The sequence below is a fragment of the Bordetella genomosp. 9 genome (assembly GCF_002119725.1).
GTDB lineage: Bacteria > Pseudomonadota > Gammaproteobacteria > Burkholderiales > Burkholderiaceae_B > Bordetella_C.
Genome location: NZ_CP021109.1, coordinates 4,303,510 through 4,323,371 on the forward strand (window position 1 = coordinate 4,303,510; position 19,862 = coordinate 4,323,371).

Consider the following 19,862-nt stretch of genomic DNA (forward strand, 5'->3'; position numbering starts at 1 on the left):
GTTGGTGCGGATCACCGCGTCCGGTCCGATCCGTGCCGGACCTCGTTTTTGAAAATGGCGTCAATGCGGGAACGGCCAGATGCGCAGCTTCTCCTTGCCGATGCTCCAGAGACGCGCCAGCCCGTGCGGCTCGGCGATAAGGAAGAACACGATGAGGGCGCCGAACACCATGTGCTCGATGTGCGACGCGGTATCCACGGCCAGCGGCAGGCCGAGCAGGCGCGGGATGTTCGATAGCAGCACCGGCACCAGCACGATGAAGGCCGCGCCAAAAAAGCTGCCCAGGATGGAGCCCAGCCCGCCGATGATGACCATGAACAGCAGCTGGAACGAGCGGCCGAGATCGAAGGCCAGCGGTTCCCAGGCGCCCAGGTGGATGAAGCCCCAGAGCACGCCGGCCACCCCGACGATGAAGGCGCTGACGGCGAAGGCCGTCAGCTTGGCGTACATGGGGCGGATGCCGATGACGGCCGCCGCCACGTCCATGTCGCGGATGGCCATCCATTCGCGGCCGATGGCGCCGCGGACCAGATTCTTGGCCAGCAGCGAAAAGACGCTGACCACCGCCAGCACGAACAGGTACTTCTGGGCGGATGTCTGCAGCGGCACGCCGAAGACTTCCAGCGGGGGCACCGAGACGCTGCCCGAAGGGGAATAGTTGGTGAAGAAAGGGATGCGAAGGAACGCCCAATCGACGAAGAACTGCGCGGCCAGCGTCGCCACCGCCAGGTAAAGGCCCCGGATGCGCAGGCTTGGAATCCCGAACACCACCCCCACCGCGGTGGCGCAAAGGCCGCCCAGCACCATCTGCAGCAACAGCGGCATTCCGGGCATGCGCACGCCGAAGTTCCATGCCGCGTACGCCCCGACGGCCATGAAGGCGCCGGTTCCCAGCGAAATCTGGCCGCAATAGCCGACCAGGACGTTCAGCCCGACGGCGGCCAGCGACAGGATCAGGAACGGAATCAGGATCGCGCGCAGGAAATAGTCGCTGGCGAGCAGCGGCACGGCCACGAACGCCGCCGCCAGCAGCACCGCGATGAAGATGCGGTCCTGCCGGATGGGGAATATCTGCTGGTCCGCCAGGTAGCTGGTCTTGAACTGGCCGTTTTCGCGATAGAGCATGGCGTCTTACACCCGGTCGATGATCTTTTCGCCGAACAGGCCCTGGGGCCGGAACAGCAGGAACACCAGGGCCAGGACGTAGGCGAACCAGATCTCGATGCCGCCGCCCACCATCGGGCCCAGATAGACTTCCGACAATTTCTCGCCCACTCCGATGATGAGGCCGCCCAGAATCGCGCCGGGTATGGAGGTGAGCCCGCCCAGAATCACCACGGGCAGCGCGCGCAACGCGGCGGTGGCCAGCGTGAACTGGACGCCGAACTTGGATCCCCAGATCACGCCGGCCACCAGCGCGACCAACCCGGCCACGCTCCAAACCACCACCCAGATTCGGTTCAACGGAATGCCGATGGACTGCGCCGCCTGATGGTCGTCCGCCACCGCGCGCAAGGCCCGCCCCGTGCCGGTGAACTGGAAGAACAGCGCCAATGCCGCCACCAGCAAGGCTGCAATCACCGCCGCGGTCAGGTCCTCCAGATTGAGGAGCAAACCGCCTTCGAAGACGCGTTCCAGGATGATGGCGGGATCCTTCGGCATCCCGACGTTGACCGAATAGACCGAACTGCCGAAGGCCACCTGGCCGGCGCCGTCCAGGAAATAGCTGATGCCGAGCGTCGCCATCAGCAGCGTGGTCGCTTCCTGGTTCACCAGATGGCGCAGCACCAGCCGCTCCACCAGCACCGCCAGGCCGTACATCAACGCGGCGCTGACGATGAATGCCAGCACGTTGCCAAGCAGCGCGCTTTCAACGCCGAGCCATTGCGGGATCCATTCGGAGAACCGGGCCATCGACAGCGCCGCCACAAGCACCATCGCGCCCTGTGCGAAATTGAACACCCCGGAGGCTTTGAAGATCAGCACGAAGCCCAGCCCGATCAGGGCGTACAGCATGCCGCTCATCAATCCGCCGAACAGCGTCTCCAGGAAAAAGCCCATCGCGCCTCCCCTTTGGGCCGGCAAGCCGGCCCCGCCTCAAGCCGATACGCCCAGATAGGCGCGCACCACTTCCTCGTTGGCCCGCACCTGAGCGGGGTCGCCGTCGCCGATCTTGCGGCCGTAGTCCAGCACCACCACCCGGTCCGAGATATCCATCACCACGCCCATGTCGTGTTCGATCAGCACGATCGTGGTGCCGAACTCATCGTTCACATCCAGGATGAAACGGCACATATCCTGCTTTTCCTCGATGTTCATGCCTGCCATGGGCTCGTCCAGCAGCAGCATGCGCGGCTCCATCGCCAGCGCCCGGCCCAGGTCCACCCGCTTCTGCAGGCCGTACGGCAGGCGCCCCACGGGCACTTTGCGGTAGGCCTGGATCTCCAGGAAATCGATGATGTTCTCGACGAACTCGCGGTGCCGGATCTCCTCGCGCGCCGCCGGACCGATGCGCAGGGCCTGCGCCAGCAGCCCGGACTTCATGCGCAGGTTGCGGCCCGTCATGATGTTGTCCAGCACGCTCATGCCCTTGAACAGCGCCAGGTTCTGGAAGGTGCGGGCGATGCCCATCTCGGCGGCCCGGCGGGGGGTCATGCGGGTGTACCGCTGGCCCTGGAAAACAATGGCCCCTTCCTGCGGCGTGTAGACGCCGTTGATGACGTTCAGCATGGAGCTCTTGCCGGCGCCGTTGGGTCCGATGATGGCGCGGATTTCGTGTTCGCGGACGTCGAACGATATGTCCGTCAGCGCCTTCACGCCGCCGAAGCGCAGCGAAATATTCTGCATATCGAGGATCACCCCGCCGACCCGCCTGGCGCGGTCGGGATGATGGGCGGCCGCCGCCGGCGGCACGCTCAGCGGCGCCGTGGCGGCGGCTGCGGGAATGGCCGCCGTCAGACTCATCGTTGCGCTCCCGTCGCGGCGCCGGTCCGAACCGTCATCACGCCGCCTTCCCGGCCACGGCCGGATAGACCCGCACCTCGCGTATCGGCAGCGTCGCTGCAATCCGCCCCACGCGCCCGTCTTCGAATTTCACTTCCGTTTCCACATACTGCGACGGCCTGCCTTCGAACAAGGCGTCAACCAGGACCGCGTACTTCTGCGCGATGAAGGCGCGGCGCACCTTGCGCGTACGCGTCAGCTCGTCGTCGTCGGGATCCAGCTCCTTGTGCAGGATCAGGAATCGCCGCACCTGCGAAGCCGCCAGGCGCGCGTCGCGCGCAAGTTCGGCGTTGGCCTGCTCGACGCATTCGGCGATAAGCGCGTAGACCTCGGGCTTGCCTGCCAGGTCGGTATAGCCGGCGTAGGGCAGCCCGCGCCGCTCCGCCCAATTGCCCACCGCTTCCAGATCGATGTTGACGAACGCGCATACCGCGTCGCGTCCCGCGCCGAACGCCACCGCTTCCTTGATGTATGGGAAAAACTTGAGTTTGTTCTCGATGTACTTCGGCGCGAACAGGCTGCCGTCGGCCAGCTTGCCGACGTCCTTGGCCCGGTCGATGATTTTGAGCTGCCCGTCGTCGTCCAGGAAGCCGGCGTCGCCGGTGTGGAACCAGCCTTCCCCGTCGCGCGCGGCCTGCGTGGCTTCCGGATTGCGGTAGTACTCCTTGAACAGTCCCGGGCTCTGCACCAGGATCTCGCCGTTGTCGGCCACGCGGATGCGGACGCCCTCGACCGGCGGCCCGACCGTGTCCGGCCTGACGCGCCCGTCCGGTTGCACGCATACGAAGACGGACGTCTCGGTGGACCCGTACAACTGCTTCAGGTTGATGCCGATCGAACGATAGAAGGCGAACAGGTCCGGGCCGATTGCCTCGCCCGCGGTATAGGCCACCCGCACGCGGCTCATGCCGAGCGCATTGCGCAGCGGGCCGTAGATCAGCACGTCGCCAAGCGCGTACAGCAGGCGGTCGCGCAGGCTCACCTGCTGGCCGTCAAGCAGACGCACGCCGACGCGCCGCGCCAACGCCATGCAGGACTGGAAAAGCCGGCGCTTGAGCAGTCCGGCGTCCTCCATGCGGATCAGCACATGGGTGAGCAGGTCTTCGAGGATGCGCGGCGGGGCGAAGTAGTACGTCGGTCCGATGTCGCGCATATCGATGGCCACGGTGGCTGGCGACTCCGGGTGGTTGACGGTAAAGCCGGTGACCAGCAGCTGCGTATACGAGAACATGTTCTGTCCGATCCAAGCCGGCGGCAGATAGGCCAGCACGTCCTCGCGGTCGGTCAGCTTCTCCATGCGCTCGATGGCCCGCGCACGGTCGATCAGGGCGGCATGGGTCAGCACCACGCCCTTGGGCTTGCCCGTGGTGCCGGACGTGTAGAACATGGCCGCGGTTTGCTCCGGCCGCACGGCGCGCGCGCTGCGCTCGAAAAAGGCGGGGTCGCGCGCGGCAGCCTGCGCGCCTTGGCGCAGCAGCTCATCGAAAGACATCAGCAGCGCATCGGTGTAATGGCGCAGTCCGCGCGGATCGTCGTAGACGACGTGGCGCAGGTCGGGACACTGCTCGCGGATCTCGAGCATCTTGTCCACCTGTTCCTGGTCTTCCGCGATCACCACGCGGATCGCCGCATCGCGCAGGACGAAGGCCATTTCCTGTGCCACAGCGTCCTGGTAAAGCGGCACCGGTATGGCGCCCAGGCATTGCGCGGCCATCATGGCGATGTACAGCCGGGGGCGGTTTTCCCCCACTACGGCGACATGATCGCCCTGGGCCACGCCCAGCGCCGCCAGCCCGTGCACGACATGGCTGGCCAGGCTGGCTACCTGCGACCAGGTCAGGGTCTGCCAGATGCCCAGGTCTTTTTCCCGGATGGCCGGACGGTCGCCGCGCTGGCGCGCGTGTCCGAGCAGCAGGGCGGGAAAGGTGTCCGCCGCCGGCCCGGGCGAGGGTGCGGGCTGGGATTGCGCCACGTTGTCTCCTGTTGGGTTCCGCATTCGGCTCCCGTGCCTGGCGCTGGGAGCCTGCATTCGAGCCTGCGGACCGCGCGTTATCGCTGCGCTTTCATGTGCGCTTAAGGTATAAGCTTGCATCGGACCCGACTGTCGCATTCGCGACAATCCACACCGATATAGGGGCAAGTAGGGGTATATCCCGATGCAGGTGACCGACGCCTTGCAATTGTCCGCCGCCTGGTTCCGGCTGCTGACGCCGGACGAACAGGCGCGCGTGGTCAAGGACCTGACGGTGCAGCACACGCCGGCGGGCGCCATCGTCGAACGCAAGGGCGAGCTGGCGCAGGCCTGGATCGGCGTGCTCGCCGGCCTGGTAAAGGTGTCGGTGGGCAACGCGGAGGGCAAGATGGCCTCGCTCACCGGCGTTCCGGCCGGCGGCTGGATCGGCGAAGGGTCTCTTTTGAAGCGCGAGGCGCGCAAATACGATGTAGTGGCCTTGCGCGACTCCGTCATCGCCCGTCTGCCGGCCGCCACCTTCGAAGCCCTGCTCGACAGCAGCATCCCTTTCAACCGCTATCTGCTGGACCAGTTGAACGAACGCGTGGCGCAGTTCATCGGCAAGGCGGAAAACGACCGCCTGCTGGATGCCGAAGCGCGCGTCGCGCGCTGCCTGGCGGAGCTGTTCAATCCGCTCCTGTACCCCGGCATGGGGCTGCGTCTGAGCATCACGCAGGAAGAAGTGGGCTACCTGGCGCGGGTATCGCGCCAGCGAGCCAACCAGGCGCTGCGCACGCTGGAGAACGCGGGCCTTTTGAAGGTGGAGTATCGCGGCGTGCGGGTGATCGACCTGGAAGGGCTGAAGAACTACGGCTAGGGTCTGTGCATCGCGGGAAGGACGACGCGCTGGCGCCGGGCCGGAGCGCTTCAGATGGCGCGCGTGAGCAGGCGCCACGCCAGCGCCGCCATCACAATCGCGACGCCGCCGTCCAGCACCCGCCATGCGCGGGGATCGCGGAAGACCGGGCGCAGCAGCCGCGCGCCGCCGCCCAGGGTCAGCAGCCAGAAAATACTGGCCGCCACCACGCCAAGCGCATAGGCTGGCGCGTGCTCGCCGAAGGCCTGCGCGAGCGACGCGATCAACACGATGTCCAGCCAGAAGTGCGGGTTGATGAGAGTGAACCCCAGCGCCGCCAGCATCGCCGCGCCCCGAGTGGCCGCCGCCTGGCTGGCGGGCGCCAGGCCGTCGCCGCGCGCCCAGGCGCGCAAGGCGGAACGCGCGGCGTAGGCGGCCAGGAAAGCTGCGCCGGCCCACGTCATCGCCGGCACCAGCCACGGGGCGGTCGCTGCCAGGTGGCGCCAGGCCAGCACGCTGGCGCAAATGCAGACGGCGTCCGCCGCGGCGCAAACGGCCAGCACGCTGCCGATGTGGGCGCGCTGCAGCCCCTGCCGCAGGATGAAGGCGCTCTGCGCCCCCACGGCGGCGAACAGGCCCATGCCGGTGGCCAGGCCCGACATCCAGGGAGAGAAAAAGTCGAATGCGGCGTTCATGATGGCGGCATTCTCACTTGCAGCCGATATAAAGAACAGCTAATTTCACTAACGCGTATTTAGCGCGGCTAAATACCTTCCAGCGCCTTCACAACAACCTGGACCCGCTTGCATGAACCTGGATCACGCCCAATTGCGCGCCCTCGCCGCGGTCGTGCGCGAGGGCAGCTTCGAGCGCGCCGCCGCGGCGCTGCACGTCACGCCGTCGGCAGTCTCGCAGCGGATCAAGGCGCTGGAAGACCGCGTCGGGCGCCTGCTCGTGCAGCGGACATCTCCCGCCACGGCGACGCCCGACGGCCGCGTTCTCGTCCAATTGGCGGAACAGGCGGCATTGCTGGAGCACGATGCGCTGAACCGGCTCGGCGTGGCCGAAGACACACCCCGGGCGACGTTGCCGGTCGCCGTCAACCACGACAGCCTGGAGACCTGGTTCATGGACGCCGCCATCGGCTTTGCCGCGCGCACCCGCGCCACCCTGGACCTGCGCGCGGAAGACCAGGACCATACCGCCGAGCTTCTGCGCAGCGGCGCGGTGATGGGCGCGGTCACCACGCTGGCCGAGCCGGTGCAGGGCTGCCGTTTGCACGCGCTTGGCAGCATGCGCTACGCGGCCACCTGCAGCCCGGAATTCCATCGACGCTACTTCTCGGGCGGCGTCAACGCGCAATCGCTGGCCGCCGCGCCGGTGCTCGTCTACAACCGCAAGGACGCGCTGCAGGGCCGGTTCGCACGACGCATCATGCGCGGCGCGCCGTGGCAACCCCCGGTGTGGTGGCTGCCATCGGCGCGCGCCTTCGTGCGGGCGTCGCTGGCCGGCCTGGGTTGGACCATGAATCCGCTGCCCCTGGTCCAGGCGGATCTGGACGCGGGCAGGCTGGTGCTGCTGCGCGCCCGCGCTTTCGAGGACACGCCGTTGTACTGGCAGCATTGGCGCGTGGCATCGGACACCATGTCGGCCCTGACGGATGCGGTACTCGACGCTGCGCGTGGGTTGATCCGCCGGCGCGGCACGGGGGCTGAGTAAACTAGGCGCCGGCTTCCCGCCGCTGCGCCGGTCGCGGCCCCATCGAAGCCGTTGGCATACGGTTCACTTGTACTGGAGACTCGCATGACGTTTTCCCGCCTGGCCCTGGGGGCCGCTGTCCTGGCCTTTCACGGCGCCGTCTGGGCGCACGACTACACGGCCGGCGACATTGCGCTGGACGATCTATGGGTGCGGGCCACCGCGCCCGGACAAACCGCGGGCGGCGGCTACATGACGATCCAGAACCAGGGCAAGGACGGCGATCAGCTCATTGCCGTCAAGTCGGACGCGGCGGCCAGCGTCAGCGTCCACCAGACCGTCACCAGCAACGGGGTTTCGACCATGCGGGAGGCGGAGGGCGGCGTGCCGATTCCCGGGCACGGCAAGGTCGTGTTCGCGCCGGGCGGCTATCACATCATGTTCATGAAGCTGAAAGCCCCCTTCAAGGAGGGCATGGAGATCCCCGCCACGCTGAGCTTCCGCCATGCCGGCGACGTGCAGGTCAAATTCAAGGTACAGCCGCTGACCTACAAGGCGCCCGCGATGAGCGGATCCATGCATGGCATGGACATGGGCGCGCACAAGCACTGATCTGGCACGACGCCTAGGTCGCGGCGGCCGGTCCGTAATCGCGCGCGCCGAACAGCGCGCTGCCGATGCGGACTTCGGTGGAGCCTTCTTCGATGGCCAGCTCGAAGTCGCCGCTCATGCCCATGGACAGCCGCGACATCTCCACGCCTTGCACGGCTTCGTCGCGCAGGCGGTCGCGCCAGGTGCGCAGTGCACGAAAACAGGCCCGCACCGCCTGCGCATCGGCGGAATTGACGGCCAGGGTCATCAAGCCGCGCACGCGCAGCGCGGGATGATCGCGCGCCACCGCGCGCACGAAACCCGGCAATTCCGCCGGATCCAGGCCGAACTTGCTGGGTTCCGGCGACGTTTTCACCTGCACCAGAACGTCCAGCGTCCGCCCTTCCTGCTGCAGCCGGCGGTCCAGCGCCTGCGCAAGATCCAGGCGGTCCAGCGATTGGACTTCCGCCGCCAGCCGGGCGGCGTCCTTGGCCTTGTTGGTCTGCAGATGGCCGATCACCACCCAATCGATCGGCAGATCGGCCAGCGCACCGGCCTTGTCCCGGACTTCCTGCATCCTGCTCTCGCCGAAACGGCGCAGACCGAGCGCGGCCGCCTCGCGGATGCGATCGGTCCCGAAGGTCTTGCTGACGGGCAGCAAGGCGACTTCGGCGGGATCGCGGCCGGCGCGGCGGCAGGCCGCGGCGATGCGGGATTGCAGGTCGGCCAGGCGGCTGGCCAGGGTATCGGAGACGGACATTGCAAACTCTTCGGACGCCAACAGGCGCTAGTTTAGAATCTCCCGGCATCCGGCCCGCTCCCTGCAGCGGCATCTCGCACCTCGAACCAGGCGTCCATCATGTCGTCTCCGCCCGTGCCCGGCTACCGCTTCGCGGCACCCTTTGAAATCCCCGCGGCTTCGCCCATCCGCTCCCTCGTTCCCTACGCAAACCGGCCCGGCACCATCAGCATGGCCGGCGGCTACCCGGCCACCGAACTGTTCGACGTCGAAGGCCTGAACGCCGCCTCCGCCAAGGTCGGCGCCCGATTGGCGGCCTGCCTGCAATACTCCAACATCGAAGGCCAGGCCGCGCTGCGCGCGCAACTGGCGCGGCTGTCGGCCGAACGCGGCATCCAGTGCGACCCGGACACGGAGCTTGCCGTCACCGGCGGCTCGCAACAGTCGCTGGCGCTGCTTGCGCGGGTCATGCTGCAGCCCGGCGATGCCGCCATCATCGAAAGCCCCTGTTTTCCGAATTCGCGGCAGGCCTTGCGGCACACCGGCGCGACTGTTCACGCCGTACCGTCGGGACCGGACGGCATCGACCTGGACGCCCTGGAAGCGCTGGCCGCGCGCGTCCAGCCCAAGCTGGTCAGCGTGGTGGCGACATTTTCGAATCCCTGCGGCGCCACGCTGAGCCTTGCACGGCGCCGGCGGTTGCTGGAACTGGCCGCGCGATACCGCTTCCTCCTGGTGGAGGACGATCCCTACGGGGAGCTGCGTTTCGAAGGCGAGACCGTCCCGCCGCTGGCCGCCCTGGCCGAAGGCGAACAGCGCAACTGGGTGGCGTATATCTCCAGCATGTCCAAGACCATGGCGCCGGCGCTGCGCATCGGCTGGATGATCGCGCCTGCCGAAGTGCGGCGGCGCTGCGTCGGCGCGAAGGCCGCCGACGATATGGCGTCGTCGGCCTGGATCCAGGAAATCGTCGCGCAGTACATCGAAGACGGCCGCTATCACGCCCACGTGCCGCGCATCCGCGAGGCTTACGCGGGCCGCTGCGATGCGCTGGCGCGCGCGTTGACGGAAGAACTGGCGGACCGGGTGACCTTCCGCAAGCCGCAGGGCGGCATGTTCTGCTGGGCGCGATTCAACGGCGATATCGACGCGGGCAAGGTGCTGCCCTACGCCATCGAGCACGAAGTGGTGTATGTGCCGGGCAAGGCCTTTTATCCGGACCCGGCGCAGGCCGACGTCAGCGCCATGCGCCTGTCCTTCGCCACCATGAGCGCGGCCGAGATCCGCCAGGGCATGGTGCGGCTGCGGGCTGCCTTGCAGGCCTATGCGGAAGGCCGGCCCGTGTCCGTGACGCTGCCGGCTTGAAGGCCGGGGCGGCCGTCTCGAAGACGCCGGCCGCCGCCTTGCAGTGGCGGTTGCCTTGCGCCTGCGCGGCGATCAGGCCGCGCCCGCCAGCAGATCGGCGAACAATGTCGGCGGCCCCATCTGCCCGCCTTTGAGCATCAGCTCCACACCATCGGCGGGATGGCCGGGCGCGTGTACCCTGCATACCGCCACGCCCGTACTGACGGCGTAGGAGAAGGTGAGCGCCCGCGCGCCCCAGGATTGCACCGCCAGGCTGGACGTATCGCCGCCGGCGAAGCCGACGCGGGCGAGCGGATGACGCCGCAGCACGTCGGCCATGAGACAGCCGCCGGCAAGCGCAAGCGCCCTGGTAAAGCCGGCGCGCGACGCGCCGGAGGCCTCGGCCAGCGTTGTATGCGCCACGACACTGCGGCCTTCGGCCAGTGCCGCGCACACGCGGGCCGTCGCGGCAGCGATGTAGTCGCCGTCGCCCGCCGCCATGGCGGCCGGATCCAGCGCCAGCGAGACGAAGCCTGACGATTCCGCGGCCCGGATCTGCGCGGCGGTCACCGGCGAACGGCTGCCCGCCACGATGAACGTCTGGGCGACGCGACCCGGCGCCGGGTTCGCCGCCGCATCCTGCCGCGCGCCCGGCGTGTCCGATCCGCCGCCATCCCTTTCATCGGCGGCGATCAGCGCCTGCACGGCTCCGGTCGGGCCCACCGTCAGCAGCGGTGCGCCAGCCGCCAGCCGGCCGCGCAGCAGGCCGCCGATTCTGGGCAGGTGCTCCGCGCGGGCCACGTCGAAGAGCACCACAGGAGTCCCCTCGCGCAACATGGCCTCAAGCCGTTGGCTCTGCCGCGCGGCGTCCTGTTCAAGCATTTCGATATCGAAGGAGGCGATGCGATCCAATCCCTGCCGCGCCAGATGCCGCCGCAGGTCGGCTTCGTCCATGGGCGTGACGGGATGGCGGCTCATGGTGGGATGGCGGTCGAGCCGGTAGACCTGGCCGTTTTGTCCCGCGCGCGCATACAGGTTCGCGAACAGGCAATAACGGCCCAGGTTCGGCTGGCCGCCCACGATGAATGCGGGGCGTTCTCCCAAGGTCCGCCACGCCAGCCGGATTGCGTGGCCGATGCTGCCCACGTGCGGCGCGCTGTCGAAGGTCGAACAGGTTTTGTAGTGCAGCACCTGGGCGCCGGTAGCGGCCAATCCGCGGAAGAGGCGCGGCAGGGCGTCGTCCATTTCCGCAGGCGGCATGGCGCGCGCCGTGCCTGCCACGCCGACGCAGTCCAGCGGTCCGAAGCGGGCCAGGTCGTCGGGGTCCGGGACGTCCAGAAACAGGACCGCACGCCAGCCCGCCGACACCACGGCCGCCAGGGTGTCGGTGGACCCGGTGAAGTCGTCGCCGTAGTACGCCAGCCGCGGCTGCGCGGCAGCCGGACGCGGACCGGCACCGTCAACCATAGAACGCCAGCGCCTGCGCCAGCGCCGGCCGGTTGCGGGCGAATTCCGGCAGCGGCACGCCGGCGGCCGCCGCTTCCCAGGCGTCGCGGATGCTTTGCACGCCCGCCGCGGCGCCATCGGGATGGCCCAGGATGCCTCCGCCGGACAGGAAAATCAGGTCCTCCGTGCCCAGCGCGGCAAACGTGGCGGGGACCGTGCCGGCCCATTGCCCAGACGAGAACACCGGCATGACGGCATCGTCGCCTGCCATCGCCGTCAGGCAGGCGCGCGCCGACGCGATCACGCTGTCGTCGCTTTCGTAGAACTTGCCGCCCAGGCCGTTGACGTGCAGCTGATCGACGCCGGCGAGCCGCCACAAGGCCTGGTAGGCGGGAAACGCCATGCCCAGCGCCGGATGCCGCGCCATCGCCGCCAGCCCGTTGCGGTGTCCGTGCACGGCGAGCGGCGTGGCCCGGCGCAAGGCCTGGATGGCGCTGAAGCCGCACCAGTTCAGGCTGGCCATCACGCAGGTGCCGCCGGCGGCCTCCACCAGCGCGGCATGGGATCGCATGGCGTCCACGTCGTCCGAGATATTGAACGCGTACATCACCTTGCGGCCGGTGCGTCCCGCATGCTCGTTGATCACGCGCATCACGGCTTCCACCCGCTTCGCCAGCGGCGAATGCGGCGGATTCGCCATGACTTCGTCATCCTTGATGAAGTCGACGCCGGCCGCGCACAGGCCCGCCACGACGCGGGCGGTCTCTTCCGGCGGCATGCCGACGTTGGGCTTGATGATGGTGCCCAGCACGGGCCCCGCCGCGCGCCCGGTCAGGGCCCGGGTGCCCCGCACGCCGTGGCGGGGGGCATCGAAGCGGCGCACGTAATCGGCGGGCAGATCAAGGGACAGCAGCTTGACGCCAGTCATCTCGCCCAGGTCGTAGATATTGCCGGCGACCGTGGCGGCCAGCGTCGGCAGGTTCGCGCCGACATTGTCGATGGGAAAGGACACGGTGATATGCGCCTGCCGGAAAGGCCCTTTGACGCCACGCCGCGCCAGGTAGGCGTTGGGCAGGCTGGGCGTGTCCGAGACGCCCAGCTCCTGGATCGATTCCACCACCGCGCGCGAGCGGCGGCGCAGGTCGTCGGTCTCGCCCGCCACGCGGACGAAGGTCCCGCTGGATTGTTCGCCGGCCAGCACGTCGGCGGCCTGTTCCAGGGGGAAGGGCGTTTCGATCAGATAGGTCGCGCGGAAGTCGCGCCGCGATGTGTCCGTCATGACGCCGCCTAGAGGGTGGACAGATCGGGGAAGGGACGCACGGGATCGCGGCCGTCCCAGCCGATCGATGCCTCGCGGATCATGCGGAACAGCTTGCCCTTCGGGCCGGCCACTTCCGACAGTTCGATGACCGTGCCGGGATGCGTTTCGGTCTCGTAGTAGACGTAGCGCCCCCGGTCGCCGACCTCGCCGCTCATGCCCACCTTCAATCCGTGTGCCGCCAGACGTTCCACGTCCTCGTCGAAGTTCTCGGTCCAGTACGCCAGGTGCTGCAAGCCGGTGCGGCCCGCGTCCAGGAAAGCCTTGTACATCGACGGCGCATCGTTGCGCTGCTGGATCAGCTCGATCTGCAGGGGGCCGGAATTGGCCAGCGCCACGGACACTTCGATGGGCGAGGGCTGGCCGCGGTACATGAAGTTGCGAACCGGCACGCGCTCGGCATAGAACCACGGGCCGATGCCCAAAGTCTCGCTCCAATGCCGCATTTCCTTCTGGATGTCGTGCACGACGTATCCCGCCTGCCGCACCTCGCCGAACAACCGACTCATGTCACACCTCGATCAAAGAAAGCCCGTGGAGATCCACGGTATGAATGCCACCAGCAGCACGCCCACCGCCAGCGCGGCCAGATATCCCCACATGTGTGGCATGGCTTCGTCCGCGCCGACCTTGCTGATGGCGCAAGCGCCGTAATAACCCACGCCGAAGGGCGGCGCGAACAGCCCCAGGCCCATCGACAGGATCACCACCATGGCGTAGTGCACTTCATTGACGCCGACCGCGCGGGCGATGGGAAACAGCAGCGGCCCGAACAGCACGATGGCGGGAATGCCTTCCAGCACGCTGCCCAGGATGACGAAAGCGACGATGGAAACGAGCAGGAAGCCCGTCGTGCCGCCCGGCATGCGCCGCATGAGTTCGGCCAGGTCCTGCGAAAAGCCGGATTGCGTCAGCCCCCACGCCATCGCCGTGGCGGCGCCGACGATGAAAATGATCGCGCCCGCCAGCGCCGCCGTGTCGACCAGCATGGCCGGCAGCCGGCGCCAGTCGAAGCGGCGGTAGAACAGCAGTCCCGCCAGCACGGAATAGGCGATGCCGATGGTGGACACCTCGGTGGCGGTAGCCACGCCTTCGACGACGGCGGCGCGGATCAGGAAAGGCAGCAGCAGCGCCGGCACCGCCACCAGGAACAGGCGGCCGATCTCGCGGGCGGGCGCGCGCCGCACCCGGGACAGGTCCTCGCCGCGGCTGCGGCGCCAGACGATGACCGCCAGCGCGAGGCCCAACGCCACGCCCGGCAGCATGCCGCCGGTGAACAGCGCCGCAATGGACACGCCGGTAACCGAACCGATGGTGATGAGCACGATGCTCGGCGGAATGGTTTCCGTCTGCGCGCCCGTGCAGGAAAGCAATGCCGCCAGGTTGCCCGGCTTCGCCCCGCGCTCCTTCATCTCGGGGAACAGCGCGGGCGCCACCGCAGCCATGTCGGCGACCTTGGAACCGGAGATTCCCGACACCAGGTACATGGCGCCGATCAACACGTACGACAGGCCGCCGCGCACGTGTCCGAGCAGGCTCGCCAGGAAGCCGATCATGGCGCGCGCCATGCCGGTCATCTCGATCAGCAGGCCCAGCAGGATGAACATCGGCACCGCGAGCAGAATCAGATGCGACATGCCCTCGTCCATGCGCCCCACCATGACCATCAGCGGGGTCTGCGTGGTCAGCGCCAGATAGCCGAAGGTGGCGAGCGCGAAGGAGAACGCGATCGGCACGCCCAGGAAGACATTGGCCGCGACCAGCCCCACGAAGAAGACGAGCAGGTTGATCTTGCCGAGGCCAGCCAGCAGCGGCTGCGCCAGCATGAAGACGCCGGCCACCGCCGCGACGATTCCCGCCGCCGCCAGCGCGTGCCGCCACGACCCGGCGCGCGCCAGCCGCAGCAGCGCGAAACCGGCCATCAAAACGAAGCCCGTCGGCAGGGCCGACGCGCGCCACGCATTGGAGATTTCCAGCGCCGGCGTCGTCACGATGGCCTCCTCTGCCGCGTATTCCCACGCGTGCGGCAGCACCAGCGCCATGAAGCAGAGCGAGGCCGCCACGGCCACCGCGTCCAGCAGCGCCCGCGTGGCCGGCGACGCCCGCGACAGCAGGGCCGTCATACGCATATGTTCGCCGCGGCGCAGCGCCACGACCGCGCCCAGCATGGACAGCCAGAGGAACAGGATGGACGCCAGTTCGTCGCCCCACACCAGCGGCGAATGAAAGACGTAGCGCGCGATCACCCCCGCCAGCAGGACGCAGATTTCCGCCACGACCAGCAAGGCCGCGGGGATCTCGACCGCCAGGCCGAACAGCACGTCGGCCGCGGCCGCGCCGCGCGTCCAGGCCCCGGCCGCCTTGGTTTCACCCGTGTAGTAGCCTGCCTCTGTGTGCATATCGCCCCCCTTGGCGCGCCGCCGTCCCGCTACGCCAGCTTGCCCACGGCGCCTTCCAGCAGCCCCCACGCTTCATCGCCGAACTTGCCGCGCCACTCCTGATAGAAGCCGGCCTGGCGCAGCGCGGCCTGGAAGCTCTCGGATTTCGGCGCATTGAACGCCAGCCCCTTGGCCTCCAGATCGCTGCGGATGGATGCATTCATCTTCTTCAGGTCTTCCCGCTGCTGCATGCCGGCGTCGTTGAACGCCGTCTCCCACAACTTCTGCAACTCGGGCGGCAGGCGGCGGAAGGCGCGGCCGTTGGCGATGAACCAGTAGCCGTCCCAGATATGGTTGGTCAGAGAGCAGTACTTCTGCACCTCGTACAGCTTGGCCGCCTGAATGATGGGCAACGGGTTTTCCTGCGCATCCACAATGCGTGTCTGCAGCGCGGAATAGACCTCGCTGAACTGCAGGCTGGCCGGCGCGGCCGACAGCGCCTTGAACATCGAAATCGATAGCGGGCTCACCGGCACGCGGATCTTCGTCCCGTCCAGGTCGTGCGCATTGGCGATGGGCTTGTTGCTGGTGGTGATCTGGCGGAACCCGTTGTCCCACATCTTCTCGAAGGCGTACAGGTTCGCCTTGGCGATCTTCTGCCGCACGTGCGCGCCCAGGGGGCCGTCCATGGCCTTCCACACCTGGCCGTAATCGGAAAACGCAAAACCCACGGCATTGATGGCGGCCACCGGCACGACGGTGGCGATGACCAGCGCCGACGGCGTGAACAGTTCGATACCGCCGCTACGCACCTGCGACAGCATGTCGGTATCGCCGCCCAGCTGGTTGTTGGGGAAGATGGTGATTTCCAGCCTGCCGTTCGACTCCTTGCGGATCCGGTCCACCGCTTCCTGCGCCCGCAGATGCAGCGGATGCGTCATGGGCAGGTTATGGGCGTACTTGTACGAAAACTCGGGCGCGGCGCTGGCCAGGCGGGGCACGCCAAGCGCCAGCGCGGGGCTGGCCGCCAGGGTCCGCAACAGGGTGCGACGGGTCATCGTCATGGTTTGTCTCCTAGGCGCCGGTATGAATTCTTATGCGCGCCGGCAACGCTTGCCTGCCGGCGGACCGGCGATCGCGGGGCGAGGAACGCCCTTGGGCACGCACTGTACCGTGGAGACTAGAATCGGAGAAGCCGAAAATTTGAATCGATTATGCGATGAAAGAGATAAATCTCTCGACGCGGGATTTGCGCGCCTTCCTGGCCCTGGCCGAACAGCGCAGCTTCACCCGCGCCGCACGTCAGTGCCATCTCTCCCAATCGGCTTTCAGCGCCCTGATCAAATCGATCGAGGACGCGCTGGGCTATCGCCTGTTCGACCGCGACACCCGCAATGTCGAATTGACGCCCCAAGGCAAGCTGCTGGAAGGATCCGCGCGCCGGGTGCTGGACAACTTCGACGACATGATCGACGACTTCCGCGGCCACGCCATGCTCGCCAAGGGCCGCGTCTCGGTCGCCGCCCTGCCTTCGATCGCATCCGGCTGGCTGCCCGGCATCTTCGCCGAATTCCGCCGCCGCCATCCCGGCGTGGAACTGGAGCTGGCCGACGTCCTTTCCGTTCCCTGTCTGGAGCGCGTGCGCAGCGGACGCGCGGACCTGGCCCTGGCATCCTCCGGCATCCCCGCACAGGACCTGGACGCGCGCCTGCTGTGCAACGATCGCTTCCACCTGGTCTGCCGCGCCGACCATCCCCTGGCCCGGCAACGCGAACTCGGCCTGGCCGACCTGGCCGCCGCGCCATTCATCCATCTGGCGCGCTCGCACAGCGTCAGGCTTCAGCTGGAACGCGCCTTCCATCCCTATCCGATGAAAACCGTCATGGAGGTCGAACAACTCGCCACGGTCACCGGCATGATCGCCGCGGGCATCGGCATCACCATCGTCCCGGCGTTGACCCTGTATGAGTTCGAACGCCCCGACCTGGTCAGCCGCCCACTGAAAATCCCCGGCCTCGTCCGCCGCATCCATCTCATCACCCGCCGCGGCATGAGCCTCCCGCCCGCCGCCGAACGGCTATACGCCCTGATGCTGGAACGCCGCCCCGGCAGGCGCCCCACAACCGCAAAAAACAAGTAAGGGAGGGGCGGCCCGGAAACACAATCGCGGCACACCAAAAATCACCCCGCCCGGCCAGCCCACTCCAAAGCATCCTCCACCCGGTCATTCCCCCAAAACATCTCCTTCCCCGCGAACATCATCGGCGCCCCGAAAATCCCCAACGCCTGCGCCCGCTCCACCTGATCCCGAAACGCCTGCTTGATCTCATCGCTCTTTGCGCGCGCGATCACCGGACCAGGCTCGACTCCCACCCGCCGCAGCCGCTCGGCCACCACGTCTTCCTGCTGCATCTCCAGATCGTCCACGAAGTTCGCGCGAAAGATCTCCAGGCAGAAACGCTTGCCCCAGTCGGATTCCAGACCGATCAGCGCCACCCGCGAAGGCAGCACGCCCATCCTGGGGAACCCCGTGGGCCGGCGGAAAGCGATCCCATACTTGTCGGCCAGACGCGCCACCTCGCGCATCATGTACTCGCCCTTATCGGGAAACAGGCGGAATGGCGAATCGTCCCAGCCGCGCGCCTTGAAAATGGGTCCCAAGAGAAAAGGGCGATACGTTACGGTCACGCCGCGCGCCGCGGCGATCGGCTCGATGCGCTCTATCGCCAGAAAGCTATAGGGACTCGCGAAATCGAACCAGAACTCCAGCACGGGTCCATCCGCCCGCGTCTCCCGCCCTTCGCCCTGCCGGATCTGCCGGCCGCCATCCATTTCCGCCATGTCTCCTCCCTTTCACGTTGGTGAGTGTGCTTCGATACGGACAACCGGCGCCCGGCATGCCATCCGCGCTACGGACGAACGTCCACGCCAGCCTCGCCATTCATCATTTCGCCGACCACTGCCGCCTGCGTAAACCCTTGCTGCGCCAACAGGGCCAGCACCTGCGGCGCCGTCTCGCGATCGCACGCCACCAGCAGGCCGCCCGACGTTTGCGGGTCCGTCAGCAACGCGCGCCCGGTTGCATCAACCGCGGCGTCAAGCGCGATCGCCGCGCCGTACGACGCCCAGTTGCGGCCGGAAGCGCCCGTGATCATTCCCTCGGCCGCGAGGTCGCGCACCCCGGGCAGCCACGGCAGCGCCGCGACGTCGATGCGCGCGCGCAAACCGGCGCCGCGACTCATCTCCAGGGCATGGCCGAGCAGCCCGAATCCCGTCACGTCGGTGATCGCATGAACGCCCGGCAAGGCCGCCAGCTCAGGGCCTGGCGTATTCAGGCGCGTCGTGGCATCGATCATCGCGCGATAGCCATCGGCATCCAACTGCCCCTTCTTCAAGGCCGCCGACAGCACGCCCACGCCCAAGGGCTTGCTCAGAATCAGCACGTCGCCCGCGCGCGCATCCGCATTGCGCTTGACGCGCGCCGGATGGACCAGCCCCATCGCGGCCAGGCCGTAGATGGGTTCCACGGAATCGATGGTATGCCCGCCCGCCACAGGGATGCCGGCCTGCGTGCAGACGTCCTGCCCGCCGCGCAGGATCTCCGCGATGGTTTCTCGCGGCAGCACATTGATCGGCATGCCCACGATAGCCAGCGCCATGATGGGCGTGCCGCCCATCGCATAGACGTCCGACAGCGCATTGGTCGCGGCGATGCGGCCGAAGTCGTAGGGGTCGTCGACGATGGGCATGAAAAAATCGGTGGTCGCGATCAGCGCCTGCTCGTCGTTGAGCCGGTAAACCGCCGCATCGTCGGCCGTCTCGGTGCCAACCATCAGGCCGGGAAACGCCTGGGCCGGCGCAAAGCGCGCCAGCAGATCGGCCAGCACGCCGGGCGCGATCTTGCACCCGCAGCCGCCGCCGTGCGATAGCGAGGTCAGGCGCGGCGTGGCGCCCACGCTTGCTTCTTGGGTCATGAATACATCTCCTGGGAACCGGAAAAGCATAGCACCGGCAAAACGGCCTACTATCATGGTCCTTTCGTACGACTGCCCGCCCCTGCCATGACCACGCTGCTTCCCGACTGTCCGCTCTGCCAACAGCCCGGCGGCGCCGAGCTTTGGCGCGGCACCCATCTGCGCGTCGTCGAAGTGGAGGACCCGGACTACCCCGGCTACACGCGTGTCATCTGGAATTCCCACATCCCGGAAATGACCAGCCTGTCGCGCCACGGGCGAGAACTGATCATGGACGCGGTATGGCGTATCGAAGAGGCGCAGCGCGAGATCCTGCGGCCGGACAAGATCAACGTCGCGTCGCTCGGCAACATGGTGCCGCACCTGCATTGGCACATCATCCCGCGCTGGCGCGGCGACCGGCATTTCCCGGATGCCATCTGGGCCGCCGCGCGCATCCCGCCCGGCAACGAGCCGCCGGAATGGGCGGCGCGCATGGCGGCCATTCAAGCCGTCATGCAGCGCTACCGCAACCGCCTTCTGGAAAGCCTGGATGCCATGCCACGCCATTGACCGTCCCCACCT

The 19,862-nt window shown here is 67.7% G+C and carries 19 protein-coding genes; 6 read left to right on the forward strand and 13 right to left on the reverse strand.

Annotated elements, in window-relative coordinates:
* Positions 1-60 precede the first annotated feature (60 nt).
* The 4 genes from CAL13_RS19760 to CAL13_RS19775 form a co-directional block, all read right to left on the reverse strand.
* Positions 61-1,125: a branched-chain amino acid ABC transporter permease gene (locus CAL13_RS19760; RefSeq protein WP_086073310.1), complete on the reverse strand. Its 1,065-nt coding sequence runs from the start codon at positions 1,123-1,125 to the stop codon at positions 61-63.
* A 6-nt stretch (positions 1,126-1,131) separates the two neighbouring features.
* On the reverse strand, positions 1,132-2,061 hold the full coding sequence (locus CAL13_RS19765; protein WP_086058907.1) for a branched-chain amino acid ABC transporter permease: 930 nt from the start codon (positions 2,059-2,061) through the stop codon (positions 1,132-1,134).
* 36 nt (positions 2,062-2,097) lie between these two features.
* The gene (locus CAL13_RS19770) at positions 2,098-2,847 is read right to left on the reverse strand and encodes an ABC transporter ATP-binding protein (protein ID WP_232462647.1); all 750 of its coding nucleotides are present in this window, start codon (positions 2,845-2,847) and stop codon (positions 2,098-2,100) included.
* Between the two features lie 154 nt (positions 2,848-3,001).
* On the reverse strand, positions 3,002-4,975 hold the full coding sequence (locus CAL13_RS19775; protein WP_086058909.1) for an AMP-dependent synthetase/ligase: 1,974 nt from the start codon (positions 4,973-4,975) through the stop codon (positions 3,002-3,004).
* A 184-nt stretch (positions 4,976-5,159) separates the two neighbouring features.
* On the opposite strand from CAL13_RS19775, the gene CAL13_RS19780 reads away from it, so the two are divergent.
* Positions 5,160-5,831 carry a Crp/Fnr family transcriptional regulator gene (locus CAL13_RS19780; protein WP_086058910.1) on the forward strand — a complete coding sequence of 224 codons (672 nt, stop codon included), beginning with the start codon at positions 5,160-5,162 and terminating at the stop codon, positions 5,829-5,831.
* Between the two features lie 50 nt (positions 5,832-5,881).
* On the opposite strand, the gene CAL13_RS19785 is transcribed toward CAL13_RS19780, so the two are convergent.
* On the reverse strand, positions 5,882-6,505 hold the full coding sequence (locus tag CAL13_RS19785) for a LysE/ArgO family amino acid transporter (RefSeq protein ID WP_086073311.1): 624 nt from the start codon (positions 6,503-6,505) through the stop codon (positions 5,882-5,884).
* A 112-nt stretch (positions 6,506-6,617) separates the two neighbouring features.
* Between CAL13_RS19785 and CAL13_RS19790 the strand changes: the two genes are divergently transcribed.
* Positions 6,618-7,529: a LysR family transcriptional regulator ArgP gene (locus CAL13_RS19790; protein ID WP_086073312.1), complete on the forward strand. Its 912-nt coding sequence runs from the start codon at positions 6,618-6,620 to the stop codon at positions 7,527-7,529.
* An 84-nt stretch (positions 7,530-7,613) separates the two neighbouring features.
* Entirely contained in the window at positions 7,614-8,120 is a 507-nt protein-coding gene (locus CAL13_RS19795) for a copper chaperone PCu(A)C (RefSeq protein ID WP_086058913.1), read from the forward strand.
* A gap of 13 nt (positions 8,121-8,133) precedes the next feature.
* Here the strand turns inward: CAL13_RS19795 and CAL13_RS19800 are convergent, their stop codons facing one another.
* Positions 8,134-8,859 carry a YggS family pyridoxal phosphate-dependent enzyme gene (locus CAL13_RS19800; RefSeq protein WP_086073313.1) on the reverse strand — a complete coding sequence of 242 codons (726 nt, stop codon included), beginning with the start codon at positions 8,857-8,859 and terminating at the stop codon, positions 8,134-8,136.
* A 99-nt stretch (positions 8,860-8,958) separates the two neighbouring features.
* On the opposite strand from CAL13_RS19800, the gene CAL13_RS19805 reads away from it, so the two are divergent.
* Entirely contained in the window at positions 8,959-10,203 is a 1,245-nt protein-coding gene (locus CAL13_RS19805; protein WP_086073314.1) for an aminotransferase-like domain-containing protein, read from the forward strand.
* Positions 10,204-10,275: 72 nt separating this feature from the next.
* On the opposite strand, the gene CAL13_RS19810 is transcribed toward CAL13_RS19805, so the two are convergent.
* Genes CAL13_RS19810 through CAL13_RS19830 form a run of 5 tightly spaced genes read right to left on the reverse strand, consistent with a single transcriptional unit; the run spans position 10,276 to position 16,388 of the window.
* Positions 10,276-11,649: a four-carbon acid sugar kinase family protein gene (locus CAL13_RS19810; RefSeq protein ID WP_086073315.1), complete on the reverse strand. Its 1,374-nt coding sequence runs from the start codon at positions 11,647-11,649 to the stop codon at positions 10,276-10,278.
* Positions 11,642-12,907, reverse strand: a complete 1,266-nt coding sequence (locus CAL13_RS19815; RefSeq protein WP_086058917.1) for a ribulose-bisphosphate carboxylase large subunit family protein — start codon at positions 12,905-12,907, stop codon at positions 11,642-11,644. The genes CAL13_RS19810 and CAL13_RS19815 overlap by 8 nt, the downstream gene beginning before the upstream one ends.
* A gap of 8 nt (positions 12,908-12,915) precedes the next feature.
* On the reverse strand, positions 12,916-13,455 hold the full coding sequence (locus CAL13_RS19820; protein WP_086058918.1) for a VOC family protein: 540 nt from the start codon (positions 13,453-13,455) through the stop codon (positions 12,916-12,918).
* Positions 13,456-13,467: 12 nt separating this feature from the next.
* A complete protein-coding gene (locus tag CAL13_RS19825; RefSeq protein WP_086073316.1) occupies positions 13,468-15,345 on the reverse strand; it encodes a TRAP transporter large permease in 1,878 nt (625 codons plus the stop codon).
* 29 nt (positions 15,346-15,374) lie between these two features.
* Positions 15,375-16,388 carry a TRAP transporter substrate-binding protein gene (locus CAL13_RS19830; protein WP_086073317.1) on the reverse strand — a complete coding sequence of 338 codons (1,014 nt, stop codon included), beginning with the start codon at positions 16,386-16,388 and terminating at the stop codon, positions 15,375-15,377.
* A gap of 155 nt (positions 16,389-16,543) precedes the next feature.
* Here CAL13_RS19830 and CAL13_RS19835 point away from each other — a divergent pair, with 155 nt between their 5' ends.
* The gene (locus tag CAL13_RS19835; protein WP_198297869.1) at positions 16,544-17,464 is read left to right on the forward strand and encodes a LysR family transcriptional regulator; all 921 of its coding nucleotides are present in this window, start codon (positions 16,544-16,546) and stop codon (positions 17,462-17,464) included.
* Positions 17,465-17,505: 41 nt separating this feature from the next.
* Here the strand turns inward: CAL13_RS19835 and CAL13_RS19840 are convergent, their stop codons facing one another.
* Together CAL13_RS19840 and selD are read right to left on the reverse strand one after the other, a co-directional pair.
* Complete coding sequence (locus CAL13_RS19840) at positions 17,506-18,156, reverse strand: 2-hydroxychromene-2-carboxylate isomerase (RefSeq protein WP_086059627.1); 651 nt, start codon at positions 18,154-18,156, stop codon at positions 17,506-17,508.
* 77 nt (positions 18,157-18,233) lie between these two features.
* The gene (gene selD / locus CAL13_RS19845) at positions 18,234-19,298 is read right to left on the reverse strand and encodes a selenide, water dikinase SelD (protein ID WP_086073318.1); all 1,065 of its coding nucleotides are present in this window, start codon (positions 19,296-19,298) and stop codon (positions 18,234-18,236) included.
* 87 nt (positions 19,299-19,385) lie between these two features.
* On the opposite strand from selD, the gene CAL13_RS19850 reads away from it, so the two are divergent.
* A complete protein-coding gene (locus CAL13_RS19850) occupies positions 19,386-19,850 on the forward strand; it encodes an HIT family protein (protein ID WP_086073749.1) in 465 nt (154 codons plus the stop codon).
* Positions 19,851-19,862 lie beyond the last annotated feature (12 nt).